The organism is Bradyrhizobium sp. USDA 4452 (assembly GCF_054063575.1).
The window spans coordinates 1,722,712-1,737,834 of the sequence record NZ_JBSSGK010000001.1 but is presented as its reverse complement, the minus strand read 5'-3'; the positions used below and the strand labels follow the sequence as shown (position 1 = coordinate 1,737,834).

The window sequence follows — 15,123 nt, the reverse complement described above, 5'->3', positions numbered from 1 at the left end:
AGGTGAGGGGGCCGAAGCCCCCTCGTGGACGACTAGCGCCGATGTCCGCCGTGATGGCCGCCACCATGATGCCCGCCGTGATGGCGGTGCCCGTGATGATGATGGCGCGGATAGTAGTGCGGACGATGATGCCATCCGTGATGGCGCGGTCCATAGCCGTAGCCCGGTTGCCAGTAGCAGCGGCCCCAGCGATCGCAGACCTGGCGCACCTTGTCGACATTGGACGTTTCGCCTGCGATGTGGCTAGCCTGCGGAAGCCCGTTCGGCATCGCCGATGCCGCACCGGACATCAACGCTGCGCTTCCGAGCGCGGCCAGTCCAATAATTGCAAGCTTGATATTCATTGAGATCTCCTTGGTTGAAGCCTGAAAACGTCCGTGTGGCCGCTTCGTTGCTGCGACAAAAAGACAGGCACGCACACTCGGTTCTGGCGACGGCGGTTCAACGCAGGAAATGCGGGAGTTGTGAGGTCGCTCCATGCGCGGGCGACAATTGGCCGCGCGACAGATTGGCGAGGCGCAAACAAAACGTGGCGACGTTTGGTCGCGCTTCGCGGAAAAGCGCTCTACTGCGTGGTCAGCGGATGTTCGGCTGCCTTGCTGAAGAAGGCAGCTTCCTCGGCGGTGGCTTCGAGCAGTTGCTGGTCCTGGTCGTAGACGTCGTTGCGGAACTGGATGGTCCGGTCCTTCGTCATCCACGCCGTGAGGTAGACCCAGGCTACCGGCACCTTCTTCAGCATGCGGACGTCCTGACGCTGTCCGGTGGTGATCGCGGCATCGATGGCAGCGCGGGTCCACTGCGGTTGGTCTTTCAGCAACCATGCCGCGAGATCGCGGACATTGTCGACGCGCGAGCAGCCGTGCGAATCGAAGCGATAGTCGTCGTTGAACAGGCTGTGCTGATTGGTGTCGTGCATGTAGACCGAATAAGAGTTCGGCATGTCGATCTTGACCGCGCCGAGCGCATTCCATGCGCCGCTCTGCTGACGCACCGTGATGTTCGGCGCGTGATCGCCCGACCAGTCGAGCGAACGCGGATCGATCAGGTTGTCGTGGGCGTCGAGCACGTCCATGTGCATGCGCGAGAGGTAGGTCGGATCCTTGCGCATATGCGCCGCGATCTCCGTCTTCGTGATCGATGACGGCACCGTCCAGGTCGGATTGAGGATGACGTCGGTGATCTCGGACGTCAGCGTCGGCGAAGGTTTCTCGGTCTTGCCGACGATCACGCGGTAGCGCCGCACGACCTTGTCGTCCTCGACGGCCTCGGCGAAGGTGGCGGGAATGTTGACGACGACATAGCGCTGCCCGAACTGGAAATCCATCTGCTCAAGCCGCTCCAGCGAAGCCTCCAGCTGCTTGATCCGCTTCTGCACGGGCACGTTGAGCGCAGCCAGCGTCCGCGGCGTCACCGTGCCGGTCGCCGCGAGCCCGTGGCGTGTCTGGAAGTGCTTCACGGCGTCGGCCAGGACTTCATCATAGGCGCCGGCGGCCTTGTCGGCGGAAAGGTCGCCGGTGATGATCAGACGCTTGCGCAACAGATCGTCATTGGCGCCCTGGACACCCAACGCAAATTTCGCGTCCGCAGGGATCGCGGGCCAACCGCCGCGGGCGGCGAGATCGGAATAGCTCTTCACCACGTCGCGAATGCGTTGGGCGCTGCCCTGGTCGTAGGTCGGCTCGCGCGACAACGCGAGCGCGGCAGCCGATCGCGTTTCCGCGCCCGTGGCCGACGCGGCCGGTTTGGCTTGGCCCGGCTGGGCGGCCGGTGCCGCAGGCAACAGCGCATGATGAGGCGGCACGGTTGCAGTCGGGCCGGGCGCACCCGCGGTTTGTGCGAATACCGGCAGAGCCGCAAGCATCGTAACCACGGCGACGAGTGTCACTCTCTGCATATCTCGATTCTCCGGACTGCGTCCCTTGCGCGAAAAATGGAAGGCAGCGCGTTCGTTCGGAGGTGATGATCTATCTCGAGACCGTTGCGTCTTGGTTAAGTTTTGGTTGCAGTCAGAACGTTACCGTGACCGTCCTGCCGGCCCGGGGCTAGCGGCGCCGAACGGACGAAGAAAAAGCGCTGCCATCGCCGATGGCAGCGCTTTGACATCTTCCCGGTTCGACCGGCGCGTGGCGATCCCGATGACCGGTCGCGGCCGATCCGCTCGCTCTGGTCGATCGCGTTCGCGGTGTCGCGATCGTACCCGTGCTGCCGTTCAATCTTCGTTTGCGGCGATCGATTCCATCAGCGACACCAGTTGGCGCTGCACGGTCTGATCCTTGATCTTGCTGTAGGCGCGCAGCAACCGGAGGCTGAACGCGCTATCGAGGAACAGCAGGCTCTCGACTTCGCGGGCCTTGTTGTCGCCGTCGTAGAAGAAGGTCACCGGCACATCGAGCGCGCTCGCGATCTGCTGAAGGCGCGCGGCGCCGACGCGGTTCACACCCTTCTCGTACTTCTGAACCTGCTGAAAGCTGACGCCCAGCTTGTCGCCGAGTTCCGCCTGCGAGATCTTCTGCTCGACACGGCGCAGACGAATCCGCTTGCCCAACTCAATGTCCGGCTTGCCGGCGCTGCGCTGCTTCATCTTCTTTGCTGCTGATCTGTTCATTCTTGTGACCCGTCCTTCAAATCGAGAATCCCTGGCCCGGTCGGGTCAGGGACACGTTGATGATGTACCGCGTTAAGCTCGAGTGGATCGTCAGTTCGTCCGAACGACGAAATCCAAGAAGATCGCGGGATGGTATCCAAACGCATTTGCGCGCATTGGAAGCACCCAAGTACCGACTCGGTCGACTACCTGAAGTCGACCGCGCCGAGGTGTCTGTCGACACCCCGCCCTCTACATTTGGCAAAATATTGACCAAACCACAACTAGCGCGAGTTTGATCGACACAGATTTTGCGCGCATGCTTACTGGGCGGCATTGCACTGCGCCCGTAGTTCTACGGGCAGCCAATATTGTACGAGCGTCCTAGTATGGATGCAACCCCAGCTAGTGCAGCCTGAGGTCGCGGCGACGGTCTGCGGTTGCTTGACGGAAGCGCCGCAAACGCGAAAAGTTTGCCGTAAGTCCAAGTCAGGCTTTCGGAATGTTGCTGGACAATTGCCTAAAAGTTCTGAATCATCAGAAACAATTGTGCGCCTACGGAAAGCCGGCGAACTCTGGCAGGAGAGGCCAAATGAAGCGGAAGAGGGGAACACCTCGACTCTACCTCGCGGCTTCGGGAGTGGAAGATATGCCGGTCGCAAATACGGAAGAACGGTTGCTGGCGCTGCTGGCAACCCTGGAAGAATGTCAGGCGTTTCTGACTGACCGAGCGAACACGGAGACGGCGCGGCTGTTGTCCCTTGCCATCCTCGAGCTCCGGATGGAACTGCACAAGGTGACGGATTCCGAGCTGAAGGCACTGTGTGACATGATCGCGTCGGAAGAACCAGTGCAGGAACCGGCGACCAGGCAGTTGCCGCCGTATCTGCGGCTGATCAAGTAAGTCAGCGGCCCGCGCGATGCGCGGGACGCCTCCGGCCCTGTATCGTGCGGGTCAGCCCGCGGTGACGTCGACGGCCTCTGTGCCCTCGAGCACGCGACGGGCCTTATCCCGGTCGAGGTCACCTTCCCAGGCCGCGACCACGACGGTGGCGACGCAGTTGCCGATCAGATTGCCGACTGCGCGCGCCATGCCGATGAACCAGTCGACCGACAGCACCAGCACGAGGCCGATCGCCGGGATGCTCGGCACCGCATTGAGCGTCGCAGCCAGGATGACGATCGCCGAGCCCGGCACGCCGTGCGCGCCCTTCGACGTGATCAGCGACACGCCAAGCACCAGCATCAGGTCGCCGAACGACAGCGGCGTGTTGGTTGCCTGCGCGATGAAGACGACCGCCAGCGTCAGGTAGATCGAGAACGCGTCGAGGTTGAATGAATAGCCGGTCGGAATCACGAGGCCGACCACCGAATCCTTGACGCCGAAATGCTCCAGCTTGCGCATCACCTGCGGCAGCACCGCATCGGAGGATGCCGTTGCGACCACGATCATCAGCTCCTCGCGCAGGTAGCCGAGAAACTTGAGGATATTGATGCCGGCCAGCGCCATCACGGCGCCGAGCACGCCGAGCACGAAGATGGCGACCGAGACGTAGAACAGCGCCACCAGCGACAGCAGTTGCTTCAGCGAGCCGACGCCGTATTTGCCGACCGTGTAGGCGACGGCGCCGAGCACGCCGATCGGCGCGAAGCGCACGATCAGGCCCATGGCGCGGAACAGCACGGTGGAGACCGCGTCGATGAACGAGGAGATTTTCTCACCCTTCTCGCCGCCGACCAGCGCGAGGCTGACGCCGAAGATGATGGCGAAGAACAGGACCTGCAGCACGTCGTTGCGCGACAGCGCGTCGAACGAGGTGGTCGGGATGATGTTGAGCAGGAAGCTGCCGATGCCCTCGCCCTTCAGCTTCTGCGCGTTGCTGGCATAGTTGCCGAGTGCCTTGGCATCCAGCGTCGAAGTATCGATGTTCATGCCGTGACCGGGCCCGAACAAATAGGCCAGGATCAAGCCGACCACGAGCGCGACCGTCGTCATCGCCTCGAAATACACCAGCGCCTTGACGCCGACGCGTCCGACCTTCTTGAGGTCGCCGGCGCCTGCGATGCCGTGCACCACCACGCAGAACACGATCGGCGCCACGATCATCGAGATCAGCTTGAGGAAGGCATCGCTGAAGATTTTCAGCCCGATCGCGAAATCGGGCGCGGCCATGCCGATGATGATGCCGAGCAGCAGCGCGACCAGCACCTGCACGAACAGCGATGTGTAGAGCGGCTTGCGTGCAACTGTAGCGTCCGCGGCGATGGTCGACATGAACTCCCCCTGTTCTTGGCCGGTGTCCTGGTCGGCCGAACCTGTCCCATCTTAGCAACTTGCGTGCCAAGATGTCGCAGGTTTAGGGGCATTTGCCCGCTCAGTCGCCGGATTCGAGGGTGCTGGTCACCGTGTAGACGACGCCGTGGGGCAGGAAATCCACCGTGGCCTCGCCGCCCAGCTGGTCGCGGGCGCTGCGCTCGATCAGCCGGGAGCCGAAACCGCGCTGCACCGGTTCTGCGACCGGAGGGCCGCCAGCCTCCGTCCAGATCATCCGGAGTTTCGGTCCGGGGCCATCGTCCAGGATTTCCCAGTCCAGCGTAACCGTGCCGGTGTCGTTGGACAGCGCGCCATATTTGGCGGCGTTGGTCGCCATCTCGTGGAGGAGCATCGACAGCACCAAGGCAAGCCGGGGCGACAGCGGCACGCGGGGTCCGAACATCCTGACCCGTTCGGAGGCATTCAAGAGATAGGGCCGCAGCACGCGGCTGATCACGTCCTGCAGGTCGGAGCCCTGCCATTTGTCGGTCGAGAGCAGATTGTGCGCCTCGGCCAGCGCACCGAGCCGTCCCTCGAACTTGTCGCGCTCGGCGCGGCTCGCGCTGCGGAAGGTTTGTGTGGCGATCGATTGCAGGATCGCCAGCGTGTTCTTGACGCGGTGGTTGAGCTCCTCGATCAGCAGGTCGTGCAGCATCTCGCCGCGCGCGATCGTGGTCGCCATCCGCACCGCAAAGCCGAGGCCGACCAGAAGCAGGATGCTGCCGATCACGCTGGTGATCGCGAGCGAGCGCCACAGCGGCGCCACCAGCGAGTTCTCGGCGATCCCGGCGGCGACCGTCCAGCCGGTGACGTGCGATCGGGTGAAGCCGGTGATCAGCGCGACGCCTTCGAGCGAGACCGTCGGCAGTGTCGCCTCGCTGCGGCGGAACATCTCGGCAAACAACGTCGGCGAGGCGCGCTGCCCGATGGTCGCGTGCGGGTTTGGCACGCGGGCGAGATTGACACCGTCGCCGTCGAAGATCGAGATGGTCCAGTCCTGGTTCAGGCGCTGCTTCTCGATCATGGCTTGGAAGACCTCGATCGGCGGGCTGAAGGAGATGTCGTAGAGCACTTCGCCGTCGCGGATCACCGGCACTTCGACGGTGATGATCAGTTGCTGCTTCACCTCGCCGAAGAACAGGTTGGAGTATTGCGGCTGCCGCGTCGTAAACACCTTCTCGACGATCTCGAGATTGTTGCGCGGCGGCAGGCTCGCGGTGTCCGGCGTCAGCGAGGAGAACGCCTGGCGTCCCCGGCGGTCGGCGACCAGCACCACGCCGTCCTTGCCATACTGGTCGAGGAAGCCCGTCGCGACGCGGCGGAAATTGCCGAAATCGCTGTCGCGCAGCGAGTCGGTCAACGCCAGCACCTGCAGCCCGCCGGTCATGCGCTGCATTTCGGCATCGAGCAGCAGGCGGATGCTGCGCGCCGTTTCCAGCACGCGCTGGGTCGCAGCCTGACGATCCCGCTGGTAATTGTGGAAGACGATGCCGACCGCGAAAACGATCAGCGGCAACATCGTCCCCGCGACCAGAAGCGCGAGACGCACTGGCAATGTCAGTTTCGGCACGAAGTCCCCGGGGCGGCGCCCATTTCGCTGTGAGCGTAGGGGCGGCGGGAAGGTTCCGCTAAAGCAAATGATGGTTATCTGAAAATTCTGTGGCGCACGGTGTGCGCCGCAGAACAACCCTTGGTCAGAGATTGCTCTCTGTGATCGCGGCATAAACCATGGTGCGCAGCTCGCGCCGCAGCGGATAGGCGCTCGACGGCAGCACCTGTGTCATGAAGATGGTGATTAGCTCCTCGGCCGGATCGATGAAGAACGATGTCGTCGCCGCGCCGCCCCAGTTGAATTCACCCGGGCTGCCCGCGATCAGCGTCTGCGCCGGGTGCATGGTGACGGCGAAGCCGAGGCCGAAGCCGATGCCGTTATAGGCGGCCTCGGCGAACATCGAGCGCGACATCGCCGGCAGGTCGACGCCGCCCGGCAGATGGTTGGAGGCCATCAGCCTCAGCGTCTTCGGGCCGAGCAGCCGGACGCCGCCGAGTTCGCCGCCATTGAGCAGCGCCCGGCAGAAGGTCAGATAGTCGGCCGCGGTCGAGCACAGCCCGCCGCCGCCGGAGACCAGCGAAGGCGGCGACAGGAACGAGCTGGTGGCCGGATCGTCCTGCAAGGTCAGCGTGCCCTTGCGCTCGGCAGCGAGCGGGTTGAAGCCGCCCTGCGGGTCGGCGGAATAGCAGGCGGCAAAGCGGTGCGCCTTGTCCGAAGGCACGAAGAAGTCGGTGTCGTTCATGCCGAGCGGCTCGAAGATCCGCTCCTTCAGGAACTGCTCGAACGGCATGCCGGAAATCTTGCCGACGAGATAGCCGAGCACGTCGGTGGAGACCGAGTAGTTCCAGGCTTCACCCGGCGAGAATTCCAGCGGGATCTTGGCCAGGTCCTCGATCATGCTGTCGAGCGTGCCGGCCTTGATGACTTCGCCGATCTTCTTCTCGCGATAGGCTGCGTCCACGTTGGAGCGCTGCTGGAAACCGTAGGTGAGGCCCGAGGTGTGGCGCAGCAGGTCGACGATCAGCATCGGCCGCGTCGGGGGGCGGGTCAGGAAGGCCGGCGCGGTGCCCGCGACGAACACGCCGAGGTTCTTCCATTCCGGAATATATTTGGCGACCGGTTCGTCGAGCGCGACCTTGCCTTCCTCGACCAGCATCATGAAGGCGACCGAGGTGATCGGCTTGGTCATCGAATAGATGCGGAAAATGGTGTCGTCCTTCATCGGCGCCTTGCGCTCGAGATCGGCAAAGCCCTGAACGGTGGAATGCACGATCTTGCTGCGGCGGTAGATCAGGACCTGGGTGCCCGGAAAGCGGCCGGCATCGATGTAGCGGCTCTTCAGATGCGCTTCGAGGCGGTTGAGGGCGGTGGTCGACATTCCCGCGGATTCGGGTGAGGCAGGCGTGGGAGCTAACATCGGGCATTTTCTCCGGCTGGCGAGGCAGCCCTTGATAGCCGAAAAGTGTCCGCTGCAGCAATCGGCCGCCGCTTACCGGCACCTCGCCGGTAGTGTACGCTCGCCCCTGCAATCGCGCCCTCTAGGGATACGGGAAACGCCGAGATGACCCAGTTCAACGAAACCGAACTCACGACAGCCGTCATCCGCAGCTTCGACCAGACGCCCGATCCGCGGGCCAAGTTCCTGCTGCAGGAACTGGTGAAGTCGCTGCACGATTACGTGCGCAAGACCGATCTGACCTTCGAGGAATGGGACCACGCCATCGGCTTCCTGACCCGCACCGGGCAGAAGTGCACGGACATCCGCCAGGAATTCATCCTGCTGTCCGACGTGCTTGGCGTGTCGATGCTGGTCGATGCCGTCAATCACCGCGATCGCGACGGCGCGACCGAGACCACCGTGCTCGGCCCGTTCTATGTCGGCGAGCACAAGGTGACGCCGCACGGCACCGACATCTCCGCAAGCCTGCCCGGCGAGCGCATGTTCGTGCAAAGCCGCGTCACCGACCTTGACGGCAAGCCGCTGGCCAATGTGCCAGTCGACGTCTGGCACGCGGACGACGACGGGTTCTATGACTCGCAGAAGCCGAGCTATGCCAGCGAAGGCCCCTCGTCACGGGCGCGCTTCATCACCGATGCCGACGGCCGCTTCTTCTTCCGCACCATCGTGCCGTGCAGCTATCCGATCCCGACCGATGGCCCGGTCGGGCAGATGATCACCCAGACCAACCGTCACCCGATGCGGCCGGCGCATGTGCACTTCCTGGTCAACGCCAAGGACCATGAGCCGCTGATCACGCATGTGTTCGTCGAAGGCGACAAATATATCGACTCCGACGTCGTGTTCGGCGTGAAGGACGAGCTGATCGCCAAGGTCGAGCGGCGCACCGATCCCGTGATGCCCGACGGCCAGCGCTCGGATGGTCCGTGGAGCCTGATGACCTACGAATTCCATGTGAAGCCCGGCGGCGGAATGGCGCCCGCGCCGCTCGGCACCAAGGTCGCCGAAGACGCCTGATCGCTGTCGACCAAACCCTCTGCTCAATTCATGTGCGATGCACAAGAATTGAGCGAGTCGCATTTTTTGGCGGCGCACGCGCTGCGACCCCTGCGCGCCGCGACAAGTTGCGCAAAACATTGCATTAAAATCGATTTTTGCACTGCAGTAGCTTGGCACAAGGCTTGAATAGTCAAGCTCCGACGCCATTGAAGTCGTCCCTCGAGGCCACCCCATCGGATTTCTGACGCCGCTCGTCCGGGCCTCCCCGGTGCATGCCCTTTTGCGCCCTGCGCGCGTCGCCACCCGACGGAGGGCGCTCGACGCACAGACGCATCACCGCAACGCAACGACGCAAAGGACGACCGATGACCAAACCCATCAACAAGCGCCCAGGCGATGCGATCAGCCGTCGCCGGCTCCTGAAGGCGAGCAGCGGCGCCGCCGCGCTGCTCGCCGCGGCCAGGTTCAACTTTCCCGCTGGTGCATTCGCTGAAGGCGCAGGCCCGGAAGTGAAGGGCGCCAAGCTCGGCTTCATCGCGCTGACCGATGCCTCGCCGCTGTTCATCGCCAAGGAGAAGGGCATCTTCGCCAAATACGGCATGCCCGATGTCGAGGTGCAGAAGCAGGCCTCGTGGGGCACCACGCGAGACAATCTCGTGCTCGGCTCCGAGGGCAACGGCATCGACGGCGCGCATATCCTGACCCCGATGCCGTATCTGATCTCGGCCGGCAAGGTAACGCAGAACAATCAGCCGACGCCGATGTACATCATGGCGCGGCTCAATCTGAACGGTCAGTGCATCTCGGTCGCCAAGGATTATGCCGATCTCAAGGTCGGCGTCGACACCACGCCGTTCAAGGCGGCGCTGGAGAAGAAGAAGGCTTCCGGCAAGCCGGTGAAGGCCGCGATGACTTTCCCGGGCGGCACGCACGACCTCTGGATCCGCTACTGGCTCGCCGCCGGCGGCATCGATCCCGACAAGGACATCGAGACCATCGTGGTGCCGCCCGCGCAGATGGTGGCCAACATGAAGGTCGGCACCATGGATTGCTTCTGCGTCTGCGAGCCGTGGAATCTGCAGCTGATCCATCAGGAGATCGGCTACACCGCGATCACGACCGGCGAACTCTGGGACAAGCATCCGGAGAAATCGTTCGGCCTGCGCGCCGCCTGGGTCGACAAGAACCCGAAGGCCGCGAAGGCGCTGCTGATGGCTGTGATGGAAGCGCAGCAGTGGTGCGAGAAGATGGAGAACCGCGAGGAGACCGCGGCAATCTGCGCCAAGCGTCAGTGGATCAACTGTCCGGTCGAGGACATCACCGATCGCATGAGGGGCAAGTTCGACTACGGCACCGGCCGCGTGGTCGAGAATTCGCCGCAGCAGATGCGGTTCTGGAAGGACAATGCGTCCTATCCCTATCAGAGCCACGACCTCTGGTTCCTGACCGAGGACATCCGCTGGGGCAAGTATGAGGCGGGTTTCGATACCAAGGCACTGATCGCCAAGGTCAACCGCGAGGATCTCTGGAAGGAGGCCGCCAAGGAGCTGGGGGTGTCCGACATTCCGGCCTCGACCTCGCGCGGCAAGGAGACTTTCTTCGATGGCAAGGTCTTCGATCCGGAGAATCCCGCCGCCTATCTGAAGTCGCTGTCCATCAAGCGCGTCGATGTCTGAACTCTCACAGGGCCGCGCTCGCCTGCGCGGCCCATCGCATGACCACGGAGATTGTCTGTCAATGTCGATGCATGCCATGAAGACCGAAGTGTCGGCGGTGGCGATCCCGCCAGCCGCTGCCGCGGCGCCGGTCGTGACCATGACGCCGAAGCGCCCGCCGCGCGCAGAAGCCTATGCGAGGATGGCGAAGGAGACCGCGGCGCGCGTGGTGCCGCCGCTGATCGTGGGCGCGCTGCTGCTGGTGGTGTGGGAGCTGATCTGCCGGCGCGCCGGCTCCAGCCTGCCGCCGCCTTCCAAAGTGTTCAGGGATACCAAAGAGCTGATCCTCGATCCGTTCTTCGACCATGGCGGCATCGACAAGGGCCTGTTCTGGCATCTCTCCGCCAGCCTGCAGCGCGTCGCCTACGGCTACTCGCTGGCGGCGATCGCAGGCATCGCGCTCGGCACGCTGGTCGGACAATCGGTCTGGGCGATGCGCGGGCTCGATCCGCTGTTCCAGGTGCTGCGCACCATCCCGCCGCTGGCCTGGCTGCCGTTGTCGCTCGCGGCGTTCCGCGACGGCCAGCCCTCGGCGATCTTCGTCATTTTCATCACCTCGGTGTGGCCGATCATCATCAACACCGCGGTCGGCATCCGCAACATCCCGCAGGATTACCGCAACGTCGCCGCGGTCGTGCAGCTCAATCCGCTGGAGTTCTTCACCAAGATCATGATCCCGGCGGCCGCGCCCTACATGTTCACCGGCCTGCGCATCGGCATCGGCCTGTCCTGGCTTGCGATCGTCGCCGCGGAAATGCTGATCGGCGGCGTCGGCATCGGCTTCTTCATCTGGGATGCGTGGAATTCCTCGCACATCAGCGAAATCATCCTGGCGCTGTTCTATGTCGGCATCATCGGCTTCGTGCTCGACAGGCTCATTGCGGGCCTCGGCAAAGTCGTGACCCGCGGCACGGCTGCAAACTGAGGGACGAGTCATGCAGGCCTATCTGAAGCTCGATCACATCGACAAGGTTTTCACCCGCGGCAGCACCACCACGGAGGTTCTGAAGGACATCAGCCTGACGATCGGGAAAGGCGAATACGTCTCGATCATCGGCCATTCCGGATGCGGCAAGTCGACCCTGCTCAATATCGTGGCCGGCCTCACCGGCGCCACCAATGGCGGCGTGCTGCTGGAGGATCGCGAGATCAACTCGCCGGGGCCCGATCGCGCCGTGGTGTTCCAGAACCACAGCCTGTTGCCGTGGCTGACCGTCTACGAGAACGTCAAGCTCGGCGTCGACAAGGTGTTCGCCAAGACCAAGAGCAAGGCCGAGCGCAATGCCTGGGTCATGCACAATCTCAGCCTGGTGCAGATGGCACACGCCAGGGACAAGCGGCCGAGCGAGATTTCGGGCGGCATGAAGCAGCGCGTCGGCATCGCGCGAGCGCTCGCGATGGAGCCGAAGGTGCTGCTGCTCGACGAGCCGTTCGGCGCGCTCGACGCGCTGACCCGGGCGCATCTGCAGGATTCGGTGATGGCTCTGCACCAGAAGCTCGGCAACACCATCTTGATGATCACCCACGACGTCGACGAGGCCGTGCTGCTGTCGGACCGTATCGTCATGATGACCAACGGCCCGAGCGCGCGGATCGGCGAGGTGCTCGAGGTGCCGCTGGCGCGTCCGCGCAAACGGCTCGAGCTCGCGACCCACCCCGGCTATCTGAAATGCCGGCAGCGCGTGCTCGAATTCCTCTATGAGCGCCACAGCTTTCGTCGAGGCGGCATGAGCAGCCCTCGGCTCACGTGAACAGTCTTTCTGCCTCGCCGCAATGGCGCGGCGAGGAAGCAGCGTGCACGGAGGCACACATGACGGAAGACCAGGTCAGGCTCGTCCAGCAGACCTTCGCCAAGGTCGCACCGATGTCGGAGCAGGCGGCAGTCATCTTCTATGACCGCCTGTTCGAGGTCGCGCCCGGCGTGAAGGAGATGTTTCCCTCCGATATGACCGAGCAGCGCAAGAAGCTGATGGCAACGCTTGCCGTCGTCGTCAATGGATTGAGCAATCTGCCGTCGGTGCTTCCGGCCGCGAGTGTGCTCGCCAAGCGCCATGTCGGCTACGGCGCCAGGCCTGAGCATTATCCGGTGGTCGGCGGCGCGTTGCTGTGGACGCTGGAGAAGGGGCTCGGCGACGCCTGGACACCTGACGTCGCCGCGGCATGGACCGCGGCCTACGGCACGCTGTCCGGCTATATGATTTCGGAGGCCTATGGGGCGCAGGCGGCGGAGTAGGGAGTCGCCTTGAGCCACCACTGGCGACCGGCACAACGATCCGTCCACGTCATTGTGAGCGCAGCGAAGCAATCCATCGGTCGTACAGGCGGCGCGAATGGATTGCTTCGTCGCTTCGCTCCTCGCAATGACGCGTGAGGAGGTTTGGCCGCTCAGTCGATTCCGTCTATGGTCGCACCCGTTTGCCAACGAGTGCGAGCCCAAAATGATGTTCCTGGAAACGCCGCCGAAACTGATCCCGACCGAAATCTTCTCTGCTGTGCCCGCCGAATTCCGCCGCAAGGTGGCGAGCGAATGGGCCGACGCCAACCGGCCGGGCGCGGTGACCGACTGTTTCATCGAGGGGCCGTCGTTCGATGCGTCGGGCAATCTCTACATCGTCGACATTCCGTTCGGCCGCATCTTCAGGATCGCGCCGGACAAGTCATGGACGCAGGTCGCCGAGTATGACGGCTGGCCGAACGGGCTGAAGATCGACGCGAAGGGCCGCATCCTGATTGCCGACTACCGGCACGGGCTGATGGAACTCGATGCCAAATCGGGCGAGGTCACGCCGCTGCTGCGTTCGCGCAATTCGGAATCGTTCCGCGGCTGCAACGACCTGCACATCGCCTCGAACGGCGACATCTATTTCACCGACCAGGGTCAGACCGGGCTGCACGATCCGACCGGCCGGGTCTATCGTCTGCGGGCGAGCGGTGCGCTCGACTGCCTGATCGATACCGGCATCAGCCCGAACGGGCTGGTACTGGATCCGCACGAGGCGGTGCTGTTCGTCGCCATGACGCGGGACAATGCGGTCTGGCGCGCGCCGTTCATGAAGGACGGAAGCGTCTCCAAGGTCGGGCGCTTCTGCTCGCTGTTCGGCACGAGTGGACCCGACGGAATGACGATGGATAAAGCGGGACGGCTGTTCGTGGCCCACGCCTCGCTCGGCCACGTCTTCGTGTTCGCACCGAACGGCGAGTGCATCGCGCGCATCAAGTCCTGCGCCGGACCAAGCTGCACCAATGTCGCGATCGGGGGCGCCAGCCGCGACCGCCTCTACATCACGGAATCGGTGACGGGCACGGTGCTGGTCGCCGACATCAGCGGGATCGACGGTTAGCTACGGTCCGCCGTCGTCCCGGCGAGGTCGCGAGGCATAACCCCAAATCTACGTTGCCGGACGACGCTGCGACCGCAATTTGCTTTCGCATCTGCCCCTGTGGTGATGAGTCCCGGCCTACGCCGGGGCGACGATGACGAGACATTGCTGCCCATTTCCTCTATCGTCGTATGGGGCGAGAGGCGACCCACGCACAACGAGGCGATCGTGCAGACAAAAAAATTCGGCAGCAACGGCCCGCAGGTCTCGGTGATCGGGCAGGGCACCTGGTATCTCGATCGCGGTGACCGCAAGGCGGCGATCGCTGCGCTGAAGCGCGGTATCGATGCCGGCATGACGCATATCGACACCGCCGAGATGTATGGCGACGCTGAACTCGTGATTGCAGATGCGATCGCCGGCCGCCGCGACGAGCTGTTCCTGGTCTCGAAGGTGTTGCCGAGCAACGCGTCGCGGCGCGGCACCATCACCGCCTGCGAGCGCTCGCTGAAGCGGCTGAAGACCGATCGCCTCGATTGCTATCTGCTGCACTGGCGTGGAACCACTCCGCTCGCCGAGACGGTCGCGGCGTTCGACGAATTGATCGCGGCCGGCAAGATCCGTTCCTGGGGCGTCAGCAATTTCGACGCAGACGATCTCGATGAACTGCGCGATGTCACGGGCGAGGGCAAGATCGCCTGCAACCAGGTGCTCTACCATCTGCGCGAGCGCGCCATCGAGCACGCCGTGATCCCGTGGTGCGAGCGGCATGGCGTGGCCGTGGTCGCCTACTCACCGTTCGGCCACAATGATTTTCCGTCCCCGTCGAGCAAGTCAGGTGCGGTGCTGCAATCGATCGCGCAGGCGCACCGGGCGACGCCGCGCCAGGTCGCGCTGAGCTTTCTCACGCGGCTGCCGCCGGTGCTCGCGATTCCGAAGGCGTCGACCGCGGACCACGCGGCGGAGAATGCCGTGGCGGGAACGCTCAAGCTCAGCGGCGACGAGATCGCCGCGCTCGATGCGGCGTTCCCGCGCGGGCCAAAGCCGCGCTCGCTGCCGATGCTCTAGTTCGAGGATTCACGAGAAGCTCCGCTCCACACAGTTCTTAACAAACTGTTGCGGTTGCGGCCGCGCACCGGCTGCGGCGGGCGGTCGCGCGCGCTGGTGCATATCGGAGTCC

Annotated in this window: 14 protein-coding genes; 8 read left to right on the top strand and 6 right to left on the bottom strand. The window is 63.8% G+C overall.

Annotated features, from left to right (window positions below; genetic code table 11):
- Positions 1 to 32: 32 nt before the first annotated feature.
- From ACVISU_RS08330 to ACVISU_RS08320, 3 genes are all read right to left on the bottom strand, one after another.
- Positions 33 to 344, bottom strand: coding sequence for a hypothetical protein (locus ACVISU_RS08330; RefSeq protein ID WP_456706604.1), 312 nt, complete (start codon positions 342 to 344; stop codon positions 33 to 35).
- A gap of 221 nt (positions 345 to 565) precedes the next feature.
- Positions 566 to 1,894, bottom strand: a complete 1,329-nt coding sequence (locus tag ACVISU_RS08325) for a L,D-transpeptidase family protein (protein ID WP_456706603.1) — start codon at positions 1,892 to 1,894, stop codon at positions 566 to 568.
- A 315-nt stretch (positions 1,895 to 2,209) separates the two neighbouring features.
- Positions 2,210 to 2,605, bottom strand: coding sequence for a helix-turn-helix domain-containing protein (locus tag ACVISU_RS08320; protein WP_094194089.1), 396 nt, complete (start codon positions 2,603 to 2,605; stop codon positions 2,210 to 2,212).
- A gap of 571 nt (positions 2,606 to 3,176) precedes the next feature.
- Here ACVISU_RS08320 and ACVISU_RS08315 point away from each other — a divergent pair.
- Positions 3,177 to 3,488 (top strand): hypothetical protein, encoded by a 312-nt coding sequence (locus ACVISU_RS08315; RefSeq protein WP_456706602.1) that lies wholly within the window; start codon positions 3,177 to 3,179, stop codon positions 3,486 to 3,488.
- 51 nt (positions 3,489 to 3,539) lie between these two features.
- On the opposite strand, the gene ACVISU_RS08310 is transcribed toward ACVISU_RS08315, so the two are convergent.
- The 3 genes from ACVISU_RS08310 to ACVISU_RS08300 all read right to left on the bottom strand — a co-directional run bounded on the left by ACVISU_RS08310 (position 3,540) and on the right by ACVISU_RS08300 (position 7,867).
- Positions 3,540 to 4,859: a dicarboxylate/amino acid:cation symporter gene (locus ACVISU_RS08310; RefSeq protein WP_050405934.1), complete on the bottom strand. Its 1,320-nt coding sequence runs from the start codon at positions 4,857 to 4,859 to the stop codon at positions 3,540 to 3,542.
- A gap of 100 nt (positions 4,860 to 4,959) precedes the next feature.
- A complete protein-coding gene (locus ACVISU_RS08305) occupies positions 4,960 to 6,468 on the bottom strand; it encodes a sensor histidine kinase (protein WP_456706601.1) in 1,509 nt (502 codons plus the stop codon).
- A 124-nt stretch (positions 6,469 to 6,592) separates the two neighbouring features.
- Complete coding sequence (locus tag ACVISU_RS08300; protein WP_050404609.1) at positions 6,593 to 7,867, bottom strand: serine hydrolase domain-containing protein; 1,275 nt, start codon at positions 7,865 to 7,867, stop codon at positions 6,593 to 6,595.
- A gap of 144 nt (positions 7,868 to 8,011) precedes the next feature.
- Between ACVISU_RS08300 and ACVISU_RS08295 the strand changes: the two genes are divergently transcribed.
- The 7 genes from ACVISU_RS08295 (at position 8,012) to ACVISU_RS08265 (ending at position 15,011) form a co-directional block, all read left to right on the top strand.
- Complete coding sequence (locus tag ACVISU_RS08295) at positions 8,012 to 8,926, top strand: dioxygenase family protein (protein ID WP_050404608.1); 915 nt, start codon at positions 8,012 to 8,014, stop codon at positions 8,924 to 8,926.
- A gap of 347 nt (positions 8,927 to 9,273) precedes the next feature.
- Positions 9,274 to 10,584: a CmpA/NrtA family ABC transporter substrate-binding protein gene (locus ACVISU_RS08290; RefSeq protein WP_456706600.1), complete on the top strand. Its 1,311-nt coding sequence runs from the start codon at positions 9,274 to 9,276 to the stop codon at positions 10,582 to 10,584.
- A gap of 61 nt (positions 10,585 to 10,645) precedes the next feature.
- Positions 10,646 to 11,548 carry a nitrate ABC transporter permease gene (ntrB, locus tag ACVISU_RS08285; RefSeq protein ID WP_456706599.1) on the top strand — a complete coding sequence of 301 codons (903 nt, stop codon included), beginning with the start codon at positions 10,646 to 10,648 and terminating at the stop codon, positions 11,546 to 11,548.
- A gap of 10 nt (positions 11,549 to 11,558) precedes the next feature.
- Positions 11,559 to 12,374 (top strand): ABC transporter ATP-binding protein, encoded by an 816-nt coding sequence (locus ACVISU_RS08280; RefSeq protein WP_456706598.1) that lies wholly within the window; start codon positions 11,559 to 11,561, stop codon positions 12,372 to 12,374.
- A 59-nt stretch (positions 12,375 to 12,433) separates the two neighbouring features.
- The gene (locus ACVISU_RS08275; RefSeq protein ID WP_050404604.1) at positions 12,434 to 12,856 is read left to right on the top strand and encodes a globin family protein; all 423 of its coding nucleotides are present in this window, start codon (positions 12,434 to 12,436) and stop codon (positions 12,854 to 12,856) included.
- Between the two features lie 205 nt (positions 12,857 to 13,061).
- The gene (locus ACVISU_RS08270; RefSeq protein ID WP_172803638.1) at positions 13,062 to 13,964 is read left to right on the top strand and encodes an SMP-30/gluconolactonase/LRE family protein; all 903 of its coding nucleotides are present in this window, start codon (positions 13,062 to 13,064) and stop codon (positions 13,962 to 13,964) included.
- 207 nt (positions 13,965 to 14,171) lie between these two features.
- On the top strand, positions 14,172 to 15,011 hold the full coding sequence (locus ACVISU_RS08265; RefSeq protein ID WP_456706597.1) for an aldo/keto reductase: 840 nt from the start codon (positions 14,172 to 14,174) through the stop codon (positions 15,009 to 15,011).
- The last annotated feature ends 112 nt before the right edge of the window (positions 15,012 to 15,123 follow it).

Excerpts from the sequence above, each read along its gene's own strand:
- ACVISU_RS08295 (WP_050404608.1), top strand. The coding sequence starts at position 8,012 with ATGACCCAGTTCAACGAAACCGAACTCACGACAGCCGTCATCCGCAGC.
- ACVISU_RS08290 (WP_456706600.1), top strand. The coding sequence starts at position 9,274 with ATGACCAAACCCATCAACAAGCGCCCAGGCGATGCGATCAGCCGTCGC.
- ACVISU_RS08315 (WP_456706602.1), top strand. The coding sequence starts at position 3,177 with ATGAAGCGGAAGAGGGGAACACCTCGACTCTACCTCGCGGCTTCGGGA.
- ntrB (WP_456706599.1), top strand. The coding sequence starts at position 10,646 with ATGTCGATGCATGCCATGAAGACCGAAGTGTCGGCGGTGGCGATCCCG.
- ACVISU_RS08310 (WP_050405934.1), bottom strand. The coding sequence starts at position 4,859 with ATGTCGACCATCGCCGCGGACGCTACAGTTGCACGCAAGCCGCTCTAC.
- ACVISU_RS08275 (WP_050404604.1), top strand. The coding sequence starts at position 12,434 with ATGACGGAAGACCAGGTCAGGCTCGTCCAGCAGACCTTCGCCAAGGTC.
- ACVISU_RS08330 (WP_456706604.1), bottom strand. The coding sequence starts at position 344 with ATGAATATCAAGCTTGCAATTATTGGACTGGCCGCGCTCGGAAGCGCA.
- ACVISU_RS08320 (WP_094194089.1), bottom strand. The coding sequence starts at position 2,605 with ATGAACAGATCAGCAGCAAAGAAGATGAAGCAGCGCAGCGCCGGCAAG.
- ACVISU_RS08270 (WP_172803638.1), top strand. The coding sequence starts at position 13,062 with ATGATGTTCCTGGAAACGCCGCCGAAACTGATCCCGACCGAAATCTTC.
- ACVISU_RS08300 (WP_050404609.1), bottom strand. The coding sequence starts at position 7,867 with ATGTTAGCTCCCACGCCTGCCTCACCCGAATCCGCGGGAATGTCGACC.
- ACVISU_RS08325 (WP_456706603.1), bottom strand. The coding sequence starts at position 1,894 with ATGCAGAGAGTGACACTCGTCGCCGTGGTTACGATGCTTGCGGCTCTG.
- ACVISU_RS08280 (WP_456706598.1), top strand. The coding sequence starts at position 11,559 with ATGCAGGCCTATCTGAAGCTCGATCACATCGACAAGGTTTTCACCCGC.